Source organism: Streptomyces sp. NBC_00236 (assembly GCF_036195045.1).
Classification (GTDB): Bacteria; Actinomycetota; Actinomycetes; order Streptomycetales; family Streptomycetaceae; genus Streptomyces.
Map to the genome: position 1 here is coordinate 4,918,510 of NZ_CP108100.1, position 19,029 is coordinate 4,937,538.

The window sequence follows — 19,029 nt, forward strand, 5'->3', positions numbered from 1 at the left end:
GCTGCTCGTCGGCGCAGGCACACTTTGCCATGGAGGGATCCTGGCTGACCAGGACAGCGGGGAGCGGTGCGAAGACATCGGCTCCCGCCCGTGAGCAGGACCGGGGCAGCTGGCTTCTCCCAGGGGATATCCGCTTGCAGGCGGCGGCACCGGTCGGTTAGGAAGCTTGCATGCTGAGCGGTAGCAAGGTCGGGCTCAGGGCCCGGCACGAGGAAGACATCCCGATCCTCCGGGCCGAGCTCTACAACGACGTGGTCAACGCCTCGCGGGCCGAGGGCGGGCCGTGGCGGCCGGTGGGGCCCGAGTCGAAGGACCCGCGGCTCGTGGGCGACGACGAGGACCAGGCGTGCGTCCCGTTCTCCGTCGTGGAGTTGGGCGAGGGCACGCTGGTCGGCACCGCGACGCTGTGGGGCATCGACCACCACAACCGGTCCGCGCACATCGGTCTCGGGCTGCGGCCGTCCGCTCGTGGCAAGGGCTACGGCACCGACGCGGTGGCGGTCCTGTGCCAGTACGGATTCGTCGTACGCGGCCTGCACCGGCTGCAGATCGAGACCTTGCCGGACAACGCCGCGATGCTGCGCTCAGCCGAGCGCAACGGCTTCGTCCGCGAGGGCGTGCTGCGCTCCGCGGCCTGGGTGATGGGCGAGTTCCTCGACGAGGTCGTGCTCGGGCTGCTCGCCCAGGACTGGAAGCCGGGTCCGAAAGGCTGAGGACCGCCCGGGGGCACCGTGCGGGTGGTCCGAGGACCTGGCCGGCCGTCGCGAAGCGGTGCTCGGCCGGCTTCAGGACTTCGTAGAGGTACCCGAAGTGCGCCGTCTCCGCCGTTCCCGTGAGCACGGCCGGCAGGAAGGCGAGGCATCCGATGTCGTGGGCCTCCCACAGCGGGCCCTGGCCCTCGTTGTAGAGCACGGTCCCGGCCCAGTCGCGCACCGGCGACGGATCGGCGGGCGGTGGGCACAGGCAGACGAGGGCATCGAGGGCATCGGCGGTGACCATGGACCGGAGGCCGGCCAATCAGCCCCGGCCGAAGCGCGGCGCCCGCCCTCACAACCCCGGCGCCCCCCACACCGGAAACCACCGCCCCAGGTCCTTCTCCACCCGAAGGTCGTCCCCAAGGGCGGCCCGGACCTCCAACTCCAGCTGGTTGTCCCGCTTCTCGCCGCCGCCCGGCACCGGGGCGAACGGGTAGAACGTGCCGCGTTTGTAGAGGTAGACCAGCGCCAGCGACCGGCCCTCCGCGTCCCGGAAGGCGATCAGCGAGCAGAGCAGCTGTGGGCCGAAGCCGCCGTCCTGGAGCAGGGTGTTGACCGCGTGCAGGTCGTTGACCAGCGCGGCGAGGTCATCGGGCGGCTGCCGGGCGAGCAGCCAGGTGTAGCCGTACGTGTCCCGGCTGAAGTCCACCGGGACGCCGCCGCGCCCGGTGTCCGCGTCGAGCAGCTCCCGTACGTCCTGCTGGATACGGGCGAAGGCGGCGCCCTCCACGCCGGCGAAGCACACGGAGCCGAGGCCGGTCGGGGCGAAGCCCGTGGCCGCCTGGAGGGTCAGCGCGGCGGACGGGACGGCGAAGAGCTGGTCGAGGTCGGGGCGGACCGGCTTGCTCCGGCCCAGGATGGTGTCGAGCAGACCCACGGGCGTACTCCTCGGTCACGGGCGGGACAGGTCGGCGGAGATGCGGGCCAGCTGGTCCAGGCGCTGTTCCAGGGTCGGGTGCGAGGAGAGCAGCCGGCTCAGGCTCTCCTTGGAGGAGAAGGCGGGGACGAAGTAGAAGGCGTTGTACGGCTCCGCCTTCCGCAGGTCCTGGGTCGGGATCCGGGCCATCTGGCCGCTGACCTTGGTGAGGGCGGAGGCGAGGGCCGAGGGTTTGCCTGTGAGCAGCGCGGCCGTGCGGTCGGCGGAGAGTTCGCGGTAGCGCGACAGCAGCCGGGTCAGCAGGAAGCTCAGGGCGTAGACGACCGCGCTGACCAGCGGGATCAGCATGATCGCGATGCCCATGGGGTCGTTGCTGCGGCTGTTGCGGGAGAAGCCGCCCCAGAGCGCGACGCGGGTGATCATGCCTGCGAGGACGCCCAGGAACGAGGCGATCGTCATGACGGCGACATCGCGGTGGGCGACGTGCGACATCTCGTGGGCGAGGACGCCCTCCAGTTCCTCCGGTTCCAGTCTTCGCAGCAGGCCCGTCGTGGCGCAGACGAGGGCGGTCTTCTCGCTGCGGCCGGTGGCGAAGGCGTTCGGTACGTCGCTCTCGGCGATCGCGACCCGGGGTTTGGGCATGTCGGCGAGCGCACAGATCCGGTCGATCGCGCCGTGCAGCTCCGGCGCCTGCTCGGGGGTGACCTCGCGGGCGCCCATGCTGAAGGCCGCGATGCGGTCGCTGAACCAGAACTGGGCGACGAACATGCCGCCGGTGATGATCAGGATGATCGGCCAGGCGCCGCGCATCACGGCCAGCAGGACGCCGACCAGGACCACGTACAGCAGGCCGATCAGGAACATGGTGGTGACCATGCGTGTGGTCAGACCGCGGTCGGGGGCGTACCGGCTACGGGGTTTGGTCATGGGTGACCTCCAGTCCTCACCTGCCTCCATGGTGCTCCTCGGTGGCCGAAAGTGGATGCGCCCGCTCCGTTCCGGGCATTTGGCCGAACAGGACCTAGTCGTTTAGGTGCCTGAGGCATCTAGTGGTGGGTGATCGGTATGACACCCCCCTCTCCTTGCGAGGCCCGCCGTGACACAGGCCCAGACAGAGACCGTCGTCTTCCCGCAGGACCGAACCTGTCCCTACCACCCGCCGACCGGCTACCCGAGCACGAGCCGGGGCCAGCAGTCCGTGTCCCGTGTCCGGCTCTTCGACGGCCGTACGGTGTGGCTGGTGACCGGGCACGCCGAGGCGCGGGCCCTGCTGGTGGACCCGAGGCTGTCCTCCGACCGGGAGAATCCCGGGTTCCCGTTCTTCGCCCGACGGCTGGCGGCCACCACCCAGCGCCGCGTCGAACTGCTCGGCCTCGACGACCCGGAGCACAACGTGCAGCGCCGGATGCTGATCCCGAGCTTCACGGTCAGGCGGGCGGCGGCGCTGCGGCCGGGCATCCAGGAGATCGTCGACCGGCTGCTCGACGCGATGGTCGCGCAGGGCCCGCCGGCCGAGCTGGTCGAAGCCTTCGCGCTGCCCGTGCCCTCCATGGTCATCTGCGCGCTGCTGGGCGTGCCCTACGCGGACCACGAGTTCTTCGAGGCGCAGTCCCGCAAGCTGCTGCGCGGCCCCGCGGGATCCGATGTCGAGGCGGCGCGGGACGCTCTGAGCACGTACTTCCGCGCACTGATCGAGCGGAAGCGGCGCGACCCGGGCGACGGGCTGCTCGACGAGCTCATCGCCAAACAGCTGGAGACCGGGGCGGTGGACCTGGAGGAGCTGGTGCGGCTGGCCCAGATCCTGCTCGTGGCCGGCCACGAGACGACGGCGAACATGATCTCGCTCGGCACCCTCACCCTGCTCCAGCACCCGGACCAGCTGGCCCGGCTGCGTGACGGGGGCGACGGGGTTCCGGCCGCCGTCGAAGAACTGCTCCGCTTCCTGTCCATCGCCGACGGGCTCTCACGGGTGGCCGTCGAGGACATCGAGGTGGGCGGGGTGACCCTGCGGGCCGGGGACGGAGTCCTGCTGTCCACCGCGGTGATCAACCGGGACGAGGCCGCCTATCCGTCGCCGGACGAGCTGGACCTCGGCCGGGGGGCGCGGAACCACGTCGCCTTCGGGTTCGGCATCCACCAGTGCCTGGGCCAGAACCTCGCCCGCGCCGAGCTGGAGATCGCCCTGCCCGCGCTCTTCCGCCGGCTGCCCGGCCTGCGTCTCGCGGTGCCGGCCGAGGAGATCCCGTTCAAACCGGGGGACACGGTCCAGGGGCTCATCGAACTGCCCGTGACCTGGTGACCGGGACCCGAGCGGAAGGACGGACGGAGATGGCGGACATGCGGATCGATATCGACAGGGACGTGTGCATCGGCGCCGGGCAGTGCGCGCTCGCCGCGCCCAAGGTGTTCACGCAGGACGACGACGGGCTCAGCGAGCTCCTGGCGGAGGCCGAGCCCGGGCCCATGGTCGGCGAGGCGGCCCGCGCCTGCCCCGTACAGGCCATCACGGTGACCTGAGCAAGGGGTCAGGCGTCAGGGATCAGGGCCAGAGCAGCTCCCGCTCCCAGCCCGTGCCGTCCCGGCGGTAGCGCAGCCGTACGTGCCGCCGCCGGGCGTCGCCCTGGAAGAACTCGACCTCGCGCGGCTCGACCACGTACCGCGTCCAGCTCGCCACCTCCGCGTCCGGCTCCTCCTGCGCCCGCTGCCAGGCGGCGTCCGAGGCCCGGTCGAGTTCCCCCGTCGAGCCCAGCACCTCGCTCTGCCGCCCCACCAGCGCCGAGGCGAGGGCGCCCGTCGAGCGGGCGTGCAGATCGACGCTGCTCTCGGCGGGGGAGCAGGTGGTGACGGGTCCCCGGACCCGTACCTGCCGCCCCTGCGCCGGCCAGTAGAAGCCGAGCGCGGCGTACGGACGTGCGGCGAGCTGGCGGCCCTTCGCGCTGGTGGCGTGCGTGGCGAAGTGCCAGCCGCGCGCGTCGGCGTCGTGCAGCATCAGCGTGCGTACGTCGGGCAGGCCCTCCGCGTCGGCCGTGGCCAGCGTCATGGTGTGCGGCTCGGCCTGCCCGGCGGCGACCGCCTCCGCGAACCAGGCGTGGAAGAGGGGGAGGGGAGCGGGGGGCGCCCCGGCCGGGTCGAAGGCGGGGAGCTCGATGTCCCAGACGCGCTGGGCGTGGAGGAGGTCGAGGAAGGCGTCCTGCGTGGGGGAGGCCGATGCGTCAGTCATCCCCCCATTCCACCCCGTGCGGCGAGCCCGCCCCCTCACCCCCGCCCCAGCACCACCGTCCCCGACGAGCAGAACCAGCCGCCCGTCCCCGACGCCACCGCCAGTTCCGGCAGCCGGCCCCCCGCCTTGCGCACCTGGCGGGCCCCCGCCTCGCCGCGGAGCTGGCGTACCGCCTCGACCAGCAGGAACAGTCCGCGCATTCCGGGGTGGCAGGCAGAGAGGCCGCCGCCGTCCGTGTTGACCGGGAGCTCGCCGGTGAGGCCCGTGCGGCCCTTCTCCACGAATGACCCGCCCTCGCCCTTCGCGCAGAAGCCCAGGTCCTCCAGCGTCACCAGCGTCATATAGGTGAACGCGTCGTAGATCTCCGCCAGATCGATGTCCGCGGGCGTCACCCCCGCCCGTTCGAAGGCGAGGCGGCCGGACACGGCGGCGGGGGAGACCGTGAAGTCGTCCCACTCCGACATGGTGGAGTGCGAGACGTGCTCGCCGGTGCCGAGGATCCAGACGGGGGCCTTCGCCGTGTCCGGTACGTACTCCTCGGCCGCCAGCAGCACCGCGCAGCCGCCGTCGCTGCGGATGCAGCAGTGCAGCTTCGTGAACGGGTCGGCGATCATCGGGCCCGACAGCACCTCGTCGACCGTGACCGGGGTGCGGAACATCGCGTCCGGGTTGGCCGCCGCGTTCGCCCGGGCCTGCACCGCCACCTCGGCGAGCTGCTCCAGTGTGGTGCCGTACTCGTGCATGTGGCGACGGGCGGCCATCGCGTACTTGGCGATCAGCGAGTGCCCGTACGGCACCTCGAACTGCAGCGGACCACGGGCCCCGAAGGAGAGGTTGGACGTGCGGCGGCCCGCCTTGATGTCGGCGCGGGCCGTCGATCCGTACACCAGGAGGACGGCGTTGGCGCGGCCTGCCGCGATGGCGTCGGCCGCATGGGCCGCCATGACCTCCCACGTCGAGCCGCCTACCGAGGTGGAGTCCACCCAGGTCGGCTTCAGTCCCAGGTACTCGGCGACCTCGACCGGGGCGAGCGTGCCCAGGCCGGCGGAGGCGAAGCCGTCGACGACCGACCGGTCGAGGCCCGAGTCGGCGAGTGCCCGGCGGGCGGCCTGGGCGTGCAGGGCGTACGGGGTGGCCGTGTCGACGCGTCCGCAGTCGGCGAGGGATATGCCGACGGCAGCGACCTTGCGGCGGGAAGAGGGCGTGGCAGGCATGGATCTGACGGTACATCAGATTTATGGAAGGTGAACCGCCGTGCAGTGCGCGGATCTTGTGGCGCCTGTCGCTCTGCGAGACTCTGGGAATCTCGCTGCTTCCCCCCTAGCATGACGGCCCGTCAGATCGGAGGCCGTCGGCCTCCGAGGAGAAGGAGCCCGCCGATGGATGCCGCCTTCACCGCGGAACAGGACGAGATCCGCCGCACCCTGCGTGACCTGCTGGCCGAACACGATGCGGGGAGGGCTGCGGCGACGCCGGACGAGTACGACACCGCCCTGTGGCACCGGCTCTCCCGGGAGCTCGGGCTGCCCGGACTCGCGCTCCCGAAGGAGTACGGAGGCGGGGGCCACGGCCCGGCCGAGCTCGCCGTCGCCCTGGAGGAGACCGGCCGGGCTCTGCTGCCGTCCCCGCTGCTCGCCACCGCCGTACTCGCCGCCCCCCTGGTCCTCGCCCTCGGCACCGACGAGCAGCGTGCCGCCCTGCTGCCGCCCCTCGCGGCGGGCGAGCTCACCGCGGCCCTGGCCGTCCCCGGCGGCTCGCTCTCCACCGCGCTCGGCCTCACCGGCGATCTCACCGGCGGCGCCTGGGCGGGCGGCGGACGGGCGGGCGGCGTGCAGGCCCGGCCGGCCGGCGGCGACGGCGGGTGGCGGCTGTACGGGGAGGCCGCCCAGGTGCTGGACGGGCACAGCGCCGGACTGCTCCTGGTCGCCGCGCACACGGGCGGCTTTCCGCGCAGCCGCACCCTGCTGTTCCTGGTCAGGACCGACGGGCCGCAGCCGCCCGCCGGTCTCGTCCGCACCCGGCAGACCTCGCTCGACGTCACCCGGCCGCTCGCCCGGATCGAACTGCGCGACACCGAGGCCGAACTCCTCGGCGCCGACGACGCCGTGGACGCGATCGCCGCGCTCGCGGCCACCGGGCGCACGGCGGCCGTCGCACTCGCCGCCGAGGCGGCCGGGGCGGCGGCGAGCGCACTGGAGCGGACGGCCGACCACGTCGGGGAGCGGGAGAAGTCCGGCAGGGCGGGCGGTGCCTTCCAGGCCGTGAAACTCCGCCTGGCGGACCTGTACGTACGTGTGCGCTCGGCCCGCTCCGCCGCGTACTACGCGGCCTGGGACCCGGAATCCGGCGGTCTCGCGCTCGCCCAGGCGCTGGAAGCGCTGCGGATCACCACCGCCGAGGCCGTGCAGCTGCACGGCGGCGCCGGCTTCACCTGGGAGGACGAGGCGCGGCTGTACTTCAACCGGGCCGCGTCCGACGAGCTGCTCCTCGGCCCCGTGCACCGGCTCCGCGACCATGCGGCCGAGCGGGCCGGACTGTTCGGACAGGGGCAGGCCGGTCTGTTCGGGCAGGAGCGGGCCGGCGGCCCGGCGGGGTGCGGGCCGGCCGGTCAGGTGGCGGTCTGATGGCGCCCGGGGTCCGGCTCGTCCAGAAGGTGTCCTCGACCCGCGTCTTCGCGCGGATCGCCCCGCACGTCGTGCCCGCCATGGACCGCACCGTGCACCGGCTCACCCGTGGCCGGGTGCTGCTCAGCGCGCAGATGCTGCCGGGGGTGGTGCTGACGGTGCCGGGGGCGCGCAGCGGGCAGCTCAGGACGACCCCGCTGGCCTGCATGCCGCAGCCGGGTGACGGCGGTCCGGGCCACTGGATCCTGGTCGGCAGCAACTTCGGCCGTCCGGGGCATCCCGCCTGGACGGCGAACCTGCTGGCGCACCCGGAGGCGGCCGTCATCAACTGGAAGGGCCGCGACATTCCCGTACGGGCACGGCTGCTGGCGGGGGAGGAGCGGGCCGGGGTGTGGGAGGCGGCGCTGAAGTTCTGGCCGCCCTATGCCGCGTACCAGGCCCGGATCGACCGGGAGATCCGGCTGTTCCGGCTGGATGCGGTGGATCGGGTGGATGGGGCGGAGCCGGTGGACGGGGCGGATGCGGTGGAGGGGTGCGACGGTCCTGCGTGATCTCCGGTGTGATGTCCGGAGGTGTCCGGGAACGCCGACGGCGGACCACATGCGTGGTCCGCCGTCGGTGAGACAGGACCTGGGGCGCCCGGGATCACCGCGCGTCACCCAGTACGGGGTTCCGGCGCGGGCGCTACTTCGTGGGCTTCTTGCCGGTGATGCCCAGATGCACCAACAGCGCGAGGTTCGGCTTGAGTTCGGCCTGCTTGACGCCCCAGGTGGTGAAGCCCTTCTGGTGCGAGGCGACGGCGGCCAGCATCGCGACCAGGGAGCCCGCCATCGCCGCGGCGCTGACGTCCTTGTCGACCTTGCCCTTGGCCTGGAGCTCCTTGACCGAGTCCGTAAGGGAGTTGGTGACGGAGTTCAGGATCTTCATGCGGATCTTGTAGAACCGCTTGTCGCCCTCGGCGGCACCGAGGTCGACCACGCGCAGAATGGCGTCGTTGCGCCGCCAGAAGTCGAGGAATCCCTCGACGAGTTCTTCGGCTGCCTGCCATCCGGATTTTCCGACCCAGGAGCGTCCGGCGACCAGTTCGGTGAGTCCGGCGCCCTCCTTGGCCATCTCTTCGGCGATTTCGAGGACGGCGCCCTCGACGTCGGGGAAGTACTGGTAGAAGGTTGCGGGTGAAGTCCCCGCCTTCCGGGCGACGTCGATGACTTTGACGTCCCGGTACGGCGAGGAGCTGAGCATCTCGCTGAGGCAGTCGAGCAGCTTCTGCCGCGTCGCCTGTCCTCGCCGACCGGCCACGCGGCCGTCGACGGTGCGTACTTGTCCTGTCATGCCGTCAGCTTACCGACGGGTGATCGGAGCGCGATTCGGCCGACTGCAAATGGGGAGTGCGGCAGGTGCGGTGGGGGGAGTGGGGGGATTTCGGGGGATGCGCCCCAGGGGTGCACCGCCGGTTCTCCACGGTCTGACTAGTGTTATCAACAGCCTGTGGACAACTTCGGTGGATAACTTTCCGTAACGAGGGTGCGCGCGGCGTGCGTATCGAAAATGTGTTCGCATCGGAGGGGCTGGGGCGCGGGCGGGCCGGTGCGCGGCTACGTTGGGTGTGACGAGCGTCACCACGGACGAGCGTCACCACGGACGAGCGTCACCACGGACGAGCGTCACCACGGATGAGCGTCACCACGACGGAAGGATCCGGGCCCATGGCCGCATTCGCGCAGTCCGCCCCGTGCTGGGTGGATGTGCAGCTCCCCGACCTCGAAGCGGGCAAGCGCTTCTACGGTGAGCTCTTCGGCTGGACCTTCCGGGCGGGCGACGGGCCGTACGCGGACGCCCTCAGCGGCGGCGCTCTCGTGGCCGCCCTCGCCGCCAAGCAGGACGGCCGGATGCCGACGGCCTGGGGCGTCTACTTCGCCACCGACGACATCACCGCCTCCGTCGCCCGGATCCGCGAAAACGGCGGCCAGGTGATCACGGACCCCGTCCGGGCCGGCCGGTCCGGGGTGCTCGCCCAGGCCGCAGACCCCGGCGGTGCGGTGTTCGGCCTCTGGCAGGCGGGTGAGCGCAAGGGCTTCCAGAAGCAGAACGAGCCCGGCTCCTTCTGCTGGACCGAGGTCTACACCCGCCAGAAGGACCGGGTCGACGCCTTCTACGAGGAGGTCTTCGGCTTCAGGTCGGCGGAGCTCGACGAGTCCGGCACCGGCGACCCGGGCACCGCCGAGTCGGGCGTCGACTTCCGCATGTGGTCCCCGGCCGGCACCGAACCGGGCCCCGACACGGCGGTCGGCGGGCGCAGCGTCATCACGGACGCGTTCCCCGCCGTGATGCCCAGCTACTTCCTCACCTACTTCGCCGTGGCGGACTGCGACGCGTCGGCCGAGACCGTCAAACGGCTCGGCGGCCGCGTCTCCGAGCCGCCCTTCGACATCCCCTACGGGCGGATGGCGGTCCTCCAGGACGACCAGGGCGCCGTGTTCGCCGTACTTCAGCCGCCGGTGTCCTGATACGGGGCAAAGTGAGCCGGGACACCCCGATCCGCCCCCGGGTTCGCAACCGGGGCCCGGGCCAGGAACAATCGGGGTGCGCACCGCCGAGTGGTGCCCACTGATGAGACGCTGCACACGGCGGGTTTTTCGCGGACCTCTCCTCAACCGAGGTCCGTACGGGGAGGTGGCAGGCAAGTGGTGGAGCAGCTGACGCAGCACGACCCGAGGCGGATCGGTCCGTTCGAGGTGCTGGGACGGCTCGGGGCCGGTGGCATGGGGCTGGTCTATCTCGCCCGCTCGGCGTCCGGCCGACGGGTGGCGATCAAGACGGTCCGTACGGAACTGGCCGAGGACCAGCTGTTCCGGGTCCGCTTCACGCGTGAGGTGGAGGCCGCCCGAGCCGTCAGCGGTTTCTACACGGCCGCCGTGGTCGACGCCGACCCGCGCGCCGCGGTGCCCTGGCTCGCCACCGCCTACGTGCCCGCGCCCTCCCTCGAGGAGATAGTGAATGAGTGCGGGCCGATGCCGACGCAGGCCGTGCGCTGGCTGGCGGCGGGCATCGCGGAGGCCCTCCAGTCCATCCACGGGGCGAAGCTCGTCCACCGCGACATGAAGCCGTCCAACGTGCTCGTCGTCGAGGACGGCCCCCGGGTGATCGACTTCGGGATCGCGTCCGGTGTCTCCAACACCCGGCTCACCATGACGAACGTCGCCGTGGGCACACCGGCGTACATGTCGCCCGAGCAGGCGCGTGACTCGCGCAGCGTCACCGGCGCGAGCGACATCTTCTCGCTCGGCTCGACCCTCGTCTTCGCCGCGACCGGCCATGCCCCGTTCCACGGGGCCAACCCGGTCGAGACGGTCTTCATGCTGCTGCGCGAGGGCCCGGACGTGAGCGGTCTGCCCGACGACCTGCGGTCGCTGATCGAGTCGTGCATGCAGATGGACGCCTCGATGCGGCCCACCCCCGCCGAACTGCAGGCCCAGCTCTCCCCGCACCTCTTCGCCTCCGGCAGCGACGACAGCGGCACGGCCTCGGCCTGGCTGCCGGCCTCCGCGACCGCGATGATCGAACAGCGCCGCGGCGGCGGACGCGCGGTCGCCGTCGCGCCCGCACCCGTTCCTCCCGCGCCTGTCCCTCCCGCACCCGTGGCGCCGCCCGCGCAGCCGCCGGCCCACGTGTCCGACGGTGGTCCGGTGCGGCTGTCCGGTGTGCACGTGCCGATCGGTCCGGGCCCGCGCGCCCAGGACGTACGTGGCTCGGCGGCCACCGCCGAGGCCGGTCCGGCGACCGGCTGGGTGCGACCACCCGCCGGGGTGAACGGGGCAGTCACCGCCCCGACCGCGCCCGTACCCGCTCCCGCGCAGGCGCCCGACAGCGCGCCCGAGGGCCCGGGGCGCTGGCGGCCCTGGCGGTTCCGGATGTCGAACGACGTGTGGGGGACGCCGGTCGTCGTCGGTGACTTGCTGTACGTCACCTCCTTCGAGGTGCACGCGCTGGACACCGGCAACGGCCGGCGCCAGTTCAAGACCCGTGACGTGGCCTGGGCGATGGCCGTGGACGGCGGCAGCATCCTCGCCTCCGACGGCCCGTCCCTCTACGCCCTGGACGCCACGACCGGCACCGAGCGCTGGCGGCTTCAGTCCGACGCGTGGGTGTACTCCCTCAAGGCCGAACGCGGCACGGTCGTCACCGGTACGCGGGGCGGCGGCGTCCAGGCGTGGGAGGCTTCCACGGGCGAGCGGCTCTGGGAGATCCACGGCGCGCAGACGGACTTCGAGACGGCGGAGGCCGGACCGGCGCTGCACGACGGCACGGTCTACCTCTGGCAGGACGCCCGGCTGCGGGCCGTCGACGCCCGCACCGGCATTGAGCGCTGGTCCTACCCGGTCGGCGACGCGGCCTCCTGCGGCGGGGTGCCCGTCCGGGTGACCCCGGCGGCGGACGGCTACGTGTACGTCTCGGCGGGGACCCGGGTCCTGGCCGTGGACATCGCCTCGGGCCATGTGCGCTGGCACTTCGAGTCCCCGGCCGTCTTCCTCTCCCCGCCCGCCTTCGTCCCCGGCCCGGCCGTCACCGGCGGCGGGGTGTACCTCGCGGACTACCTCGGCACGGTGTACGCCCTCGACGCCTCGACCGGCAAGGACCGCTGGCGCATCGCCACCGAGTCCCGCCAGTCCATCGAGCCGGTGCTGGTGGTGGCGGGCAACGTGCACGTCGGCAGCGGCAGCGCGCTGTACACGCTGGACGCGGTCACGGGCACCCCGAAGTGGCGGTTCGCCGCGGGCGGCGAGGTGGTGGGCGCGCCGGTCGTCGCCGACGGCCGTGTCCACTTCGGCTCGGCCGACCATGTGCTCTACACCCTGGACGCGGCGGGCGGCCAGCTCCGCTGGAAGCTGGCCACGGGCGGCGAGATCACGGGGTCGCCGGTGGCGCAGGGCGGGGTGGTCTATGCGTGCAGCAAGGACCGCTGCGTGTACGCGCTGGACGCGCTGAAGGGCACGGGCACGGGGAACCGGGCCCGCGCGTAACCCTTCCCGACCCGGGCTTGGCCGCCCACCCCGGCCCGTCCGAGGGCCGCGCCGCCCGCCCCGGGGCGTCCGGGGGCCGCGCCGCCCGCCCCGGGGCGTCCGGGGGCTGGGCCGCCCACCTCCAGCCCGTCCGGCGTTTGAGGACGGAACCGGGGATGTGGTGGGCGGTACACAGAGGGTCCGGGGGCGCCCGGTGGCCGCTTCGTCCTCAATCGCCGGACGGGCTTGATTGGCCGGGCGGGCTTGCCTTGCCCGGGCCATCCGAGCGGTCCGGGTCATCCGGGCGGTCCTGGACCGGGTACGTCGCGGTCGGCTCCGTGTCGGGGTCACGCGGGGCCCCGGCCGGCGGCCCGGTCCTGGGGCCGGGCGGCGGTCCGGGCGGCGGCCCGGCCCCGGGCCCGGGTGACGCACCCGACCCCGGACCCACGTACGGGTCCGCCTCCGGCTCCGGCCAGGGACTCGTCTGCACCGACGGCCCCGGCTCCCGCGTGGGCGGCCACGTGTCCGGGTCCGCCGACCCCGGCGCCGCGTACGGCTGCTCGCGGCGGTCCGGCCGGACACGGCGCCCGCGCCCCGACATCAGCGCCGCACCCAGCAGAAGCAGTACGCCACCGCCCGCCGCGCCCGCCACCCCCTGCTGCAGTCCGGAACCGTCACCCGCCACCGTCAGGCTGCCCGCCGCCTGCCCCTGACGCACCATCCACAACACCGTGAACCCGAGCACCAGCACACCCGCGAGCGCGACCAGCGGCCGGAAACGGAGCACCACGCCCACGATCGCCAGGACCGCGGCGAAGAGGAAGGGAAGCAGGATCGAGCCGAGCACGCCGGGGTGGGCCGAGGTGACGCCGGTGAACAGGTCGTCGACCCCGTAGTACCGCCCGAGGCGGCCGTCGTACCAGTCACGGAAGGGGCTCAGCACGGCGGCCGCCGCTCCTAGGAGAGCGACGATCGAGCCGAGGACGTTGCGGATCATGTCCGGTACCTCCCGCGGGCGGGAGACGCGTGCCGGCCGGCGACGCCGATCTTCACCGCTCTCGACTCGACGCTACGCCGGAGGCATGACCCACGCCACCAGACGGATGATGACGAGACCGTGACAGGGTCATGACCGGGCTGCCGGTCGGGACCCGCCATGCTCTGCGCTACGGTGTCGCGCGGCCGTCCGGCAACGGGGCCGGCACGCAGCACAGACGAAGCACAACACAAGGGGGACGTACCGATGGTGCGGCAACACGTGAAGCTCACAGTCGTCCTGGTCGCGGTGGTACTCGCGCTCACCGGCTTCTCCACTTCCAGCAGCGGCGGCAAGGGCGGCAGCAAGAGCAGGAGCGGGAAGAGCAAGTCGAGCAGCAGCAGCGGCGGCGGGTGCTCCAGCTCGAAGAAGAGCAACGGCACGTACCACGACACCGACTCCGACTACGACGATGACGACTACGGCTCGTCGAGCGGCTCCTCGGGTTCCACGAACGTGACCCCCACCGCCACCGCCACGGACGCCCCGCAGGCGTACGTGTTCCGCTGCGTGACCCCCCGCAAGGGCAAGCGCAAGGCCGTCACCACCTCCACGGTGCGGCTCACGGCGAACGCGGTCGGCAGCCACTCGTACGAGGTCGACGTGCGCTTCCTCGACGCGGCGGGCAACGTCGTCACGACCGGTGAGACCACCGTGTCCGCGGACGGCGGCGAGACGAAGACCGTTTCCGTCCGGATGGCCAGCCCGAGCAAGGTCTCCCGGGTGAAGAAGTGCTCGGTCATCGCCGAACTCGACTACTGACCGACACCGGCCGCCCCGTCCTCACCGCAGCCGGAACGCGTCGCCACCCCCGCCCCGCTCCCTGAACAGCTCCGCCTGCCGCTCCGGCGCCAGGTTCCCGAGGGCGATCAGGTGCGGGGCGTGGACGAACGCCTGGGTCCGGGCGGCCTCCTTCGCGGACCAGAGCGCGCGCACCGTCCCCTGGACCCCGACCGACGGGTACGAGGCGATGACGGCCGCCGCCCGCAGCGCCGCAGCCACCGCGCCACCGGGCGGGGTCACCTCGCTGACCAGCCCGGTCTCGTACGCACGACGGGCGGAGACCCGTTCCGCCGTCCCCATCAGGGTCATCCGGGCGACCTCACCGAACGGCATCCGCTGGGCCATGGCGATCGCCTCGTACGCGCTGACCATGCCGTACGTGGTGTGCGGGTCGAAGAACGTCGCCTCCTCGGACGCGATGACGAACTCCGACTCGCCCAGCAGGTAGAAGGCCCCGCCGCAGGCCATCCCCTCCACGGCCGCGACGACCGGCTTCCACAGGTCGTTGGCCTTCGGCCCGATCGTGAGCAGCGGATCGTCGATCGTGTACGGGGACGAGGGCTGCGGGACGTCCACGTTCCGGTCGATTCCCGTGCAGAACGCCCGCCCTCCCGCTCCCGTGACCACAATGGCGCGCACCTCGTCGTCGAACCGGAACGCCCGCCAGGCAGCGGTGAGTTCGGAAGCGGTCGCCAAGTCGATCGCGTTGTGTTTCTCCGGTCGGTCCAGGGTGAGCAGCGCGACCCCGGTCTCCTTGTCCGTCTCCGTGCGCAGGGTCATATCGGGTCACCGTTCCAGCGTCCAGCGGACCAGGGGCGGCGCGTCGGGGGAGACGGGGCAGAAGACCGCCTTCACCGCCGCCCCGATCCGCAGCCGCGCCGGGTCGACGGAGTTCAGCGGGGCGTCCGGCCCCGTGACCACGTTGCCGACCAGCCGGATCTCCGGTGCGTCCGCCAGCTCGACGATCACGGCGTTGTACGGGGCCTGGGCGGCGTACGCGGGCAGCAGCGGCGGATGCGGCAGCACGTACGACCAGATGCGGCCGCGTCCGCTCATCACCCGCCACTCGCTCTCGAAGGACTGGCAGTGCGGGCAGCACGGCCGGGGCGGGAAGCGGAGCCGGCCGCAGTCCGGGGCGGCGCACGCCTGGACGCGCAGTTCGCCGCGGGCCGCGTACTCCCAGAAGGGTGCGCCGTCCTCGTCGACGACGGGCAGCAGAAGGTCATCCATCGGGGCCATCGAGGTCAGCTCCTCAGTTCCTCAGCAGTACGGCGGACGTCGGGACGCCCTCCCCGGCGGTGACCAGGCAGGTCGAGGCGTCGGGGACCTGGGCGGTGGAGATGCCGCGCAGCTGCTTCACGCCCTCGTTGATGAGGTTGAAGCCGTGCACGTATCCCTCGCTGAGTCCGCCGCCGCCCGTGTTGATCGGCAGCCGCCCGCCGCTCTCCAGCGCCCCGCCCTCGGTGAACGCGGCGCCCTCGCCGCGCCCGCAGAACCCGTAGCCCTCCAGGGAGAGCGGGATGAGGGGGGTGAACGCGTCGTAGATCTGGGCCACATCGACGTCCTGCGGCCCGAAGTCGGCCTGCTTCCAGAGCTGTCGGGCCGCCGTCCAGGCGGGTCCGGTGAGCGGGTCGTCGTTCCAGTAGTTGACCATCCCGTGGTGCTGGGCGGGCAGTCCCTGGGCGACGGAGTGGAGGTAGACGGGCTTCTGCCGGCAGTCGCGGGCGCGTTCGGCGGAGACGATGACGCAGGCCAGGGCGCCGTCCGTCTCCAGGCAGTTGTCGAAGAGGCAGAGCGGTTCGCTGATCCAGCGCGAGGTCATGTACATCTCGCGGGTCAGCGGGCGCTCGAACATCACGGCGGCCGGGTTCTGGTTGGCCCGGTTGCGGCAGGCGAGCGCGACGTTGAAGAGGTGGTCGCGGGTCGCCCCGTACTCGTGCATGTACCGCCGGGCCAGCATCCCGATCTCGTCGGCGGGCCGCAGCAGCCCGTAGGGCCGGGTCCACTGGGCGGGGGTGGGCAGCTGCACGGCGGTGTTCTTCCAGGGCCGCGGTCCCGACCCGCGCTTCCGCGACCGCCAGGCGACGCCCACGCTCGCCTGTCCGGTGGCTATGGCGGCGGCGAGATGCGCGAGCGTGGCGCAGGAACCACCACCCCCGTATCCCACCTTGCTGAAGAAGGTGACGTCACCGGCGCCGATCGCCTTGGCGACCTCGACCTCGTCGGTCTCCTCCATCGTGTACGAGGCGAACGCGTCCACCTCCGACGCGGCGATGCCCGCGTCGTCCAGCGCCGCGGTGATCGCCCGGCACGCCAGGGTCTTCTCGGACTCGGGCAGGTGTTTCGCGAACTCCGTCTGCCCGATACCGGCTATCGCTGCCTTGTCCTTGAGCGTCGCCACCCGCCACCTCCGAGGCCGTCATGACTGCTGACAGCGGAGGAGGCTACAGCTAATCTGACGGATAGTCAGCTACGAGGCGGCTACTGCGGGTTCCGGTTCGGCGGGAGGGCACGAGATGCGCGGCGACGAGGAATGGTCCACCGTCCCGAACCTGGTGCGGGCGGCGGCGAAACGGTACGGCGAGCGGGAGGCGGTCGTCGAGGGCCGCACCCGGATCACGTACACGGAGCTCGGCGAACGCGTGGAGCGGGCCGCCGCCGCGTGCATGGCCTCGGGCGTGGAGCCGGGGGACCGGGTCGCGGTCTGGGCGCCGAACACACTGGACTGGATCGTCTCCGCACTGGGCGCGGTGACCGCCGGCGCGGTCCTGGTCCCGCTGAACACGCGCTTCAAGGGCACGGAGGCGGCGTACGTCCTGGAGCGGAGCCGCGCGAAGCTGCTCTTCGTCACGGGCACCTTCCTCGGTACGTCGTACGTGGCGTCCCTGCGCCGGTCCGAGATCGAACTCCCGCACCTGGAGCGGGTGGTGGTGCTGGCCGACACCGCACCCGAGGCCGACGACTACATGACCTGGAAGGACTTCCTGGCATCGGGGGAGGGGACATCCGCCGAGCAGGTACGGTCACGGGCCGACGCGGTCCCGGCCTCCGCGCCCTCCGACATCATCTACACCTCGGGCACGACGGGCCGCCCCAAGGGCGCCGTCATCAGCCACGCCCAGACCCTGCGCTGCTACGCGATCTGGAGCGAGCTGGCAGGTCTGCGCGAGGGCGACCGCTATCTGATCGTGAACCCGTTCTTCCACACCTTCGGCTACAAGGCGGGCATCATCGCGTGCCTGATGCGGGGCGCGACGATGGTCCCGCAGCCGGTCTTCAACGTGGACACGGTCCTCGCCAACATCGCCGCCGAACGCATCTCGGTCCTGCCCGGCCCGCCCACGCTCCACCAGTCCCTGCTGGACCACCCGGCCCGTTCCTCCCACGACCTGTCGGCCCTGCGCCTGGTGGTGACGGGGGCGGCGGTCGTCCCCCTCCAACTGGTGGAACGGCTCCGCACGGAGCTGCACATCGCCACGGTCCTGACCGCCTACGGCCTCTCCGAGGCGAGCGGCATCGTCACGATGTGCCGCCGCGGCGACCCGGCCGAGGTGATCGCCTCGACCTCGGGCCGGGCGATCCCGGGCACGGAACTCCGCGTGCTGGCCGCCCCCGGCGAACCCGGCGAGATCCTGGTCCGCGGCTTCCACGTCATGAGCGGTTACTTCGAGGACCCGGAGACCACGGCCGCCACGATCACCTCGGACGGCTGGCTGCACACGGGCGACGTGGGCATCCTCGACGAGGACGGCAACCTGCGCATCACGGACCGGATCAAGGACATGTTCATCGTCGGCGGCTTCAACGCCTACCCCGCGGAGATCGAACAGCTCCTGGGCCTGCACCCGGACGTCGCCGACGTCGCGGTGATCGGCGTCCCCGACCCGCGCCTCGGCGAGGTCGGCAAGGCGTACGCGGTGCGCCGGCCGGGTGCGACGGTGACGGCGGACGACCTGATCGCATGGTCGCGGCGGGAGATGGCGAACTACAAGGTGCCGAGGGCGGTGGAGTTCGTCAGCGAGCTCCCGCGCAACGCGAGCGGCAAGGTGGTGAAGGGGGAGCTGCGGGGGCGCTGACGTACCGCGTACCCGGCCCGCTCCGGGCAGGCCCCGTTCCCCCGCGGGCTCGCCCGGCCGCTCGTCGTGGACGACGTCCCGGAGGCGGCCCCGCCCAGCCGCTGTGCGGCGGCCGGGTGCGGGGCGCCCGGAGGCGGGCCCGGTCGTCCGCGTGAGACCGCGGCCGAGGACGGTGGCGGGCCCCTGGGCGGAGAGCGGCGAACGCCGACGCCATCGCGCCGACCATCGGGCACGGACATGCAGCGGCCGCGACGGCTCCCCCTCCGCGCCGCCGCGGCCGCTGCCCCCGTCGAGAGAAGTCGTCAGTTGGCCGGCTCCGTGGTGGCGTGGGTGTTGTCGGTGGTGTCCGTGACCCCGCCGGCGGGCTCGCTGGTGGCGTGGGTGTTCAAGGGCTTGATCTCGCCGTCCGCACCCAGGACGTTCAGCGGCTCGCTGGTGGCGTGGGTGTTGAGCGGCTTGATGATCGGGTCGTTGCTCTGTGCGTCGGCCATGATCGTCTACTCCCGTTGGTAATTCGGTGTGCTGCGGCAAGGCCCGTCCGGCTGTTCCCCCGTGGACTGCCGGACGGGCCTGTCGGGGCCGTTCACACTAGTGCCACGGCCCTTGGTCGCCCCGTCTGCCCCCCGACGCGACGGATCGACTGCTCAGAGAGTGTCGT

19 protein-coding genes are annotated in these 19,029 nt (G+C 72.4%); 9 read left to right on the forward strand and 10 right to left on the reverse strand.

The annotated features are described in order from the left end of the window. Nucleotides 1-170: 170 nt before the first annotated feature. On the forward strand, nucleotides 171-713 hold the full coding sequence (locus OG446_RS22145) for a GNAT family N-acetyltransferase (protein WP_328895685.1): 543 nt from the start codon (nucleotides 171-173) through the stop codon (nucleotides 711-713). A gap of 334 nt (nucleotides 714-1,047) precedes the next feature. On the opposite strand, the gene pspAB is transcribed toward OG446_RS22145, so the two are convergent. Both pspAB and htpX read right to left on the reverse strand, forming a co-directional pair. Continuing rightward, a complete protein-coding gene (gene pspAB, locus OG446_RS22150; protein ID WP_328895686.1) occupies nucleotides 1,048-1,632 on the reverse strand; it encodes a PspA-associated protein PspAB in 585 nt (194 codons plus the stop codon). Between the two features lie 15 nt (nucleotides 1,633-1,647). Further along, a complete protein-coding gene (htpX, locus tag OG446_RS22155) occupies nucleotides 1,648-2,559 on the reverse strand; it encodes a zinc metalloprotease HtpX (protein WP_328895687.1) in 912 nt (303 codons plus the stop codon). Between the two features lie 169 nt (nucleotides 2,560-2,728). Here htpX and OG446_RS22160 point away from each other — a divergent pair, with 169 nt between their 5' ends. Further along, entirely contained in the window at nucleotides 2,729-3,931 is a 1,203-nt protein-coding gene (locus tag OG446_RS22160) for a cytochrome P450 (protein WP_328895688.1), read from the forward strand. A 38-nt stretch (nucleotides 3,932-3,969) separates the two neighbouring features. After that, nucleotides 3,970-4,149 carry a ferredoxin gene (locus OG446_RS22165; protein WP_328895689.1) on the forward strand — a complete coding sequence of 60 codons (180 nt, stop codon included), beginning with the start codon at nucleotides 3,970-3,972 and terminating at the stop codon, nucleotides 4,147-4,149. 22 nt (nucleotides 4,150-4,171) lie between these two features. Here the strand turns inward: OG446_RS22165 and OG446_RS22170 are convergent, their stop codons facing one another. Next, nucleotides 4,172-4,852, reverse strand: coding sequence for a pyridoxine/pyridoxamine 5'-phosphate oxidase (locus tag OG446_RS22170; RefSeq protein WP_328895690.1), 681 nt, complete (start codon nucleotides 4,850-4,852; stop codon nucleotides 4,172-4,174). 35 nt (nucleotides 4,853-4,887) lie between these two features. Next, the gene (locus tag OG446_RS22175) at nucleotides 4,888-6,066 is read right to left on the reverse strand and encodes a thiolase C-terminal domain-containing protein (RefSeq protein ID WP_328895691.1); all 1,179 of its coding nucleotides are present in this window, start codon (nucleotides 6,064-6,066) and stop codon (nucleotides 4,888-4,890) included. 165 nt (nucleotides 6,067-6,231) lie between these two features. Here OG446_RS22175 and OG446_RS22180 point away from each other — a divergent pair, with 165 nt between their 5' ends. Further along, complete coding sequence (locus OG446_RS22180; RefSeq protein ID WP_328895692.1) at nucleotides 6,232-7,476, forward strand: acyl-CoA dehydrogenase family protein; 1,245 nt, start codon at nucleotides 6,232-6,234, stop codon at nucleotides 7,474-7,476. Then, nucleotides 7,476-8,027 (forward strand): nitroreductase family deazaflavin-dependent oxidoreductase, encoded by a 552-nt coding sequence (locus OG446_RS22185; protein WP_328895693.1) that lies wholly within the window; start codon nucleotides 7,476-7,478, stop codon nucleotides 8,025-8,027. Before OG446_RS22180 ends, OG446_RS22185 begins: the two co-directional genes overlap by 1 nt. A gap of 133 nt (nucleotides 8,028-8,160) precedes the next feature. On the opposite strand, the gene OG446_RS22190 is transcribed toward OG446_RS22185, so the two are convergent. Continuing rightward, the gene (locus OG446_RS22190) at nucleotides 8,161-8,808 is read right to left on the reverse strand and encodes a TetR family transcriptional regulator (RefSeq protein WP_148019260.1); all 648 of its coding nucleotides are present in this window, start codon (nucleotides 8,806-8,808) and stop codon (nucleotides 8,161-8,163) included. A 374-nt stretch (nucleotides 8,809-9,182) separates the two neighbouring features. Between OG446_RS22190 and OG446_RS22195 the strand changes: the two genes are divergently transcribed. After that, nucleotides 9,183-9,983, forward strand: coding sequence for a VOC family protein (locus tag OG446_RS22195; RefSeq protein ID WP_328895694.1), 801 nt, complete (start codon nucleotides 9,183-9,185; stop codon nucleotides 9,981-9,983). Between the two features lie 180 nt (nucleotides 9,984-10,163). Beyond that, nucleotides 10,164-12,497 carry an outer membrane protein assembly factor BamB family protein gene (locus OG446_RS22200; RefSeq protein ID WP_328898379.1) on the forward strand — a complete coding sequence of 778 codons (2,334 nt, stop codon included), beginning with the start codon at nucleotides 10,164-10,166 and terminating at the stop codon, nucleotides 12,495-12,497. A gap of 208 nt (nucleotides 12,498-12,705) precedes the next feature. Here OG446_RS22200 and OG446_RS22205 read toward each other — a convergent pair whose 3' ends face one another. After that, nucleotides 12,706-13,473, reverse strand: a complete 768-nt coding sequence (locus OG446_RS22205) for a hypothetical protein (protein WP_328895695.1) — start codon at nucleotides 13,471-13,473, stop codon at nucleotides 12,706-12,708. Nucleotides 13,474-13,719: 246 nt separating this feature from the next. Here OG446_RS22205 and OG446_RS22210 point away from each other — a divergent pair, with 246 nt between their 5' ends. Then, nucleotides 13,720-14,274, forward strand: coding sequence for a hypothetical protein (locus OG446_RS22210; protein WP_328895696.1), 555 nt, complete (start codon nucleotides 13,720-13,722; stop codon nucleotides 14,272-14,274). Between the two features lie 21 nt (nucleotides 14,275-14,295). On the opposite strand, the gene OG446_RS22215 is transcribed toward OG446_RS22210, so the two are convergent. Genes OG446_RS22215 through OG446_RS22225 form a run of 3 tightly spaced genes read right to left on the reverse strand, consistent with a single transcriptional unit; the run spans nucleotide 14,296 to nucleotide 16,696 of the window. Continuing rightward, entirely contained in the window at nucleotides 14,296-15,075 is a 780-nt protein-coding gene (locus tag OG446_RS22215; protein WP_328895697.1) for an enoyl-CoA hydratase/isomerase family protein, read from the reverse strand. Nucleotides 15,076-15,081: 6 nt separating this feature from the next. Then, complete coding sequence (locus tag OG446_RS22220; protein ID WP_443050196.1) at nucleotides 15,082-15,534, reverse strand: Zn-ribbon domain-containing OB-fold protein; 453 nt, start codon at nucleotides 15,532-15,534, stop codon at nucleotides 15,082-15,084. Nucleotides 15,535-15,547: 13 nt separating this feature from the next. Further along, a complete protein-coding gene (locus OG446_RS22225) occupies nucleotides 15,548-16,696 on the reverse strand; it encodes a lipid-transfer protein (protein WP_328895698.1) in 1,149 nt (382 codons plus the stop codon). Between the two features lie 115 nt (nucleotides 16,697-16,811). Between OG446_RS22225 and OG446_RS22230 the strand changes: the two genes are divergently transcribed. Continuing rightward, nucleotides 16,812-18,371, forward strand: a complete 1,560-nt coding sequence (locus tag OG446_RS22230) for a FadD3 family acyl-CoA ligase (protein WP_328895699.1) — start codon at nucleotides 16,812-16,814, stop codon at nucleotides 18,369-18,371. A 302-nt stretch (nucleotides 18,372-18,673) separates the two neighbouring features. On the opposite strand, the gene OG446_RS22235 is transcribed toward OG446_RS22230, so the two are convergent. Further along, the gene (locus OG446_RS22235) at nucleotides 18,674-18,862 is read right to left on the reverse strand and encodes a hypothetical protein (protein ID WP_328895700.1); all 189 of its coding nucleotides are present in this window, start codon (nucleotides 18,860-18,862) and stop codon (nucleotides 18,674-18,676) included. Nucleotides 18,863-19,029: the final 167 nt, after the last annotated feature.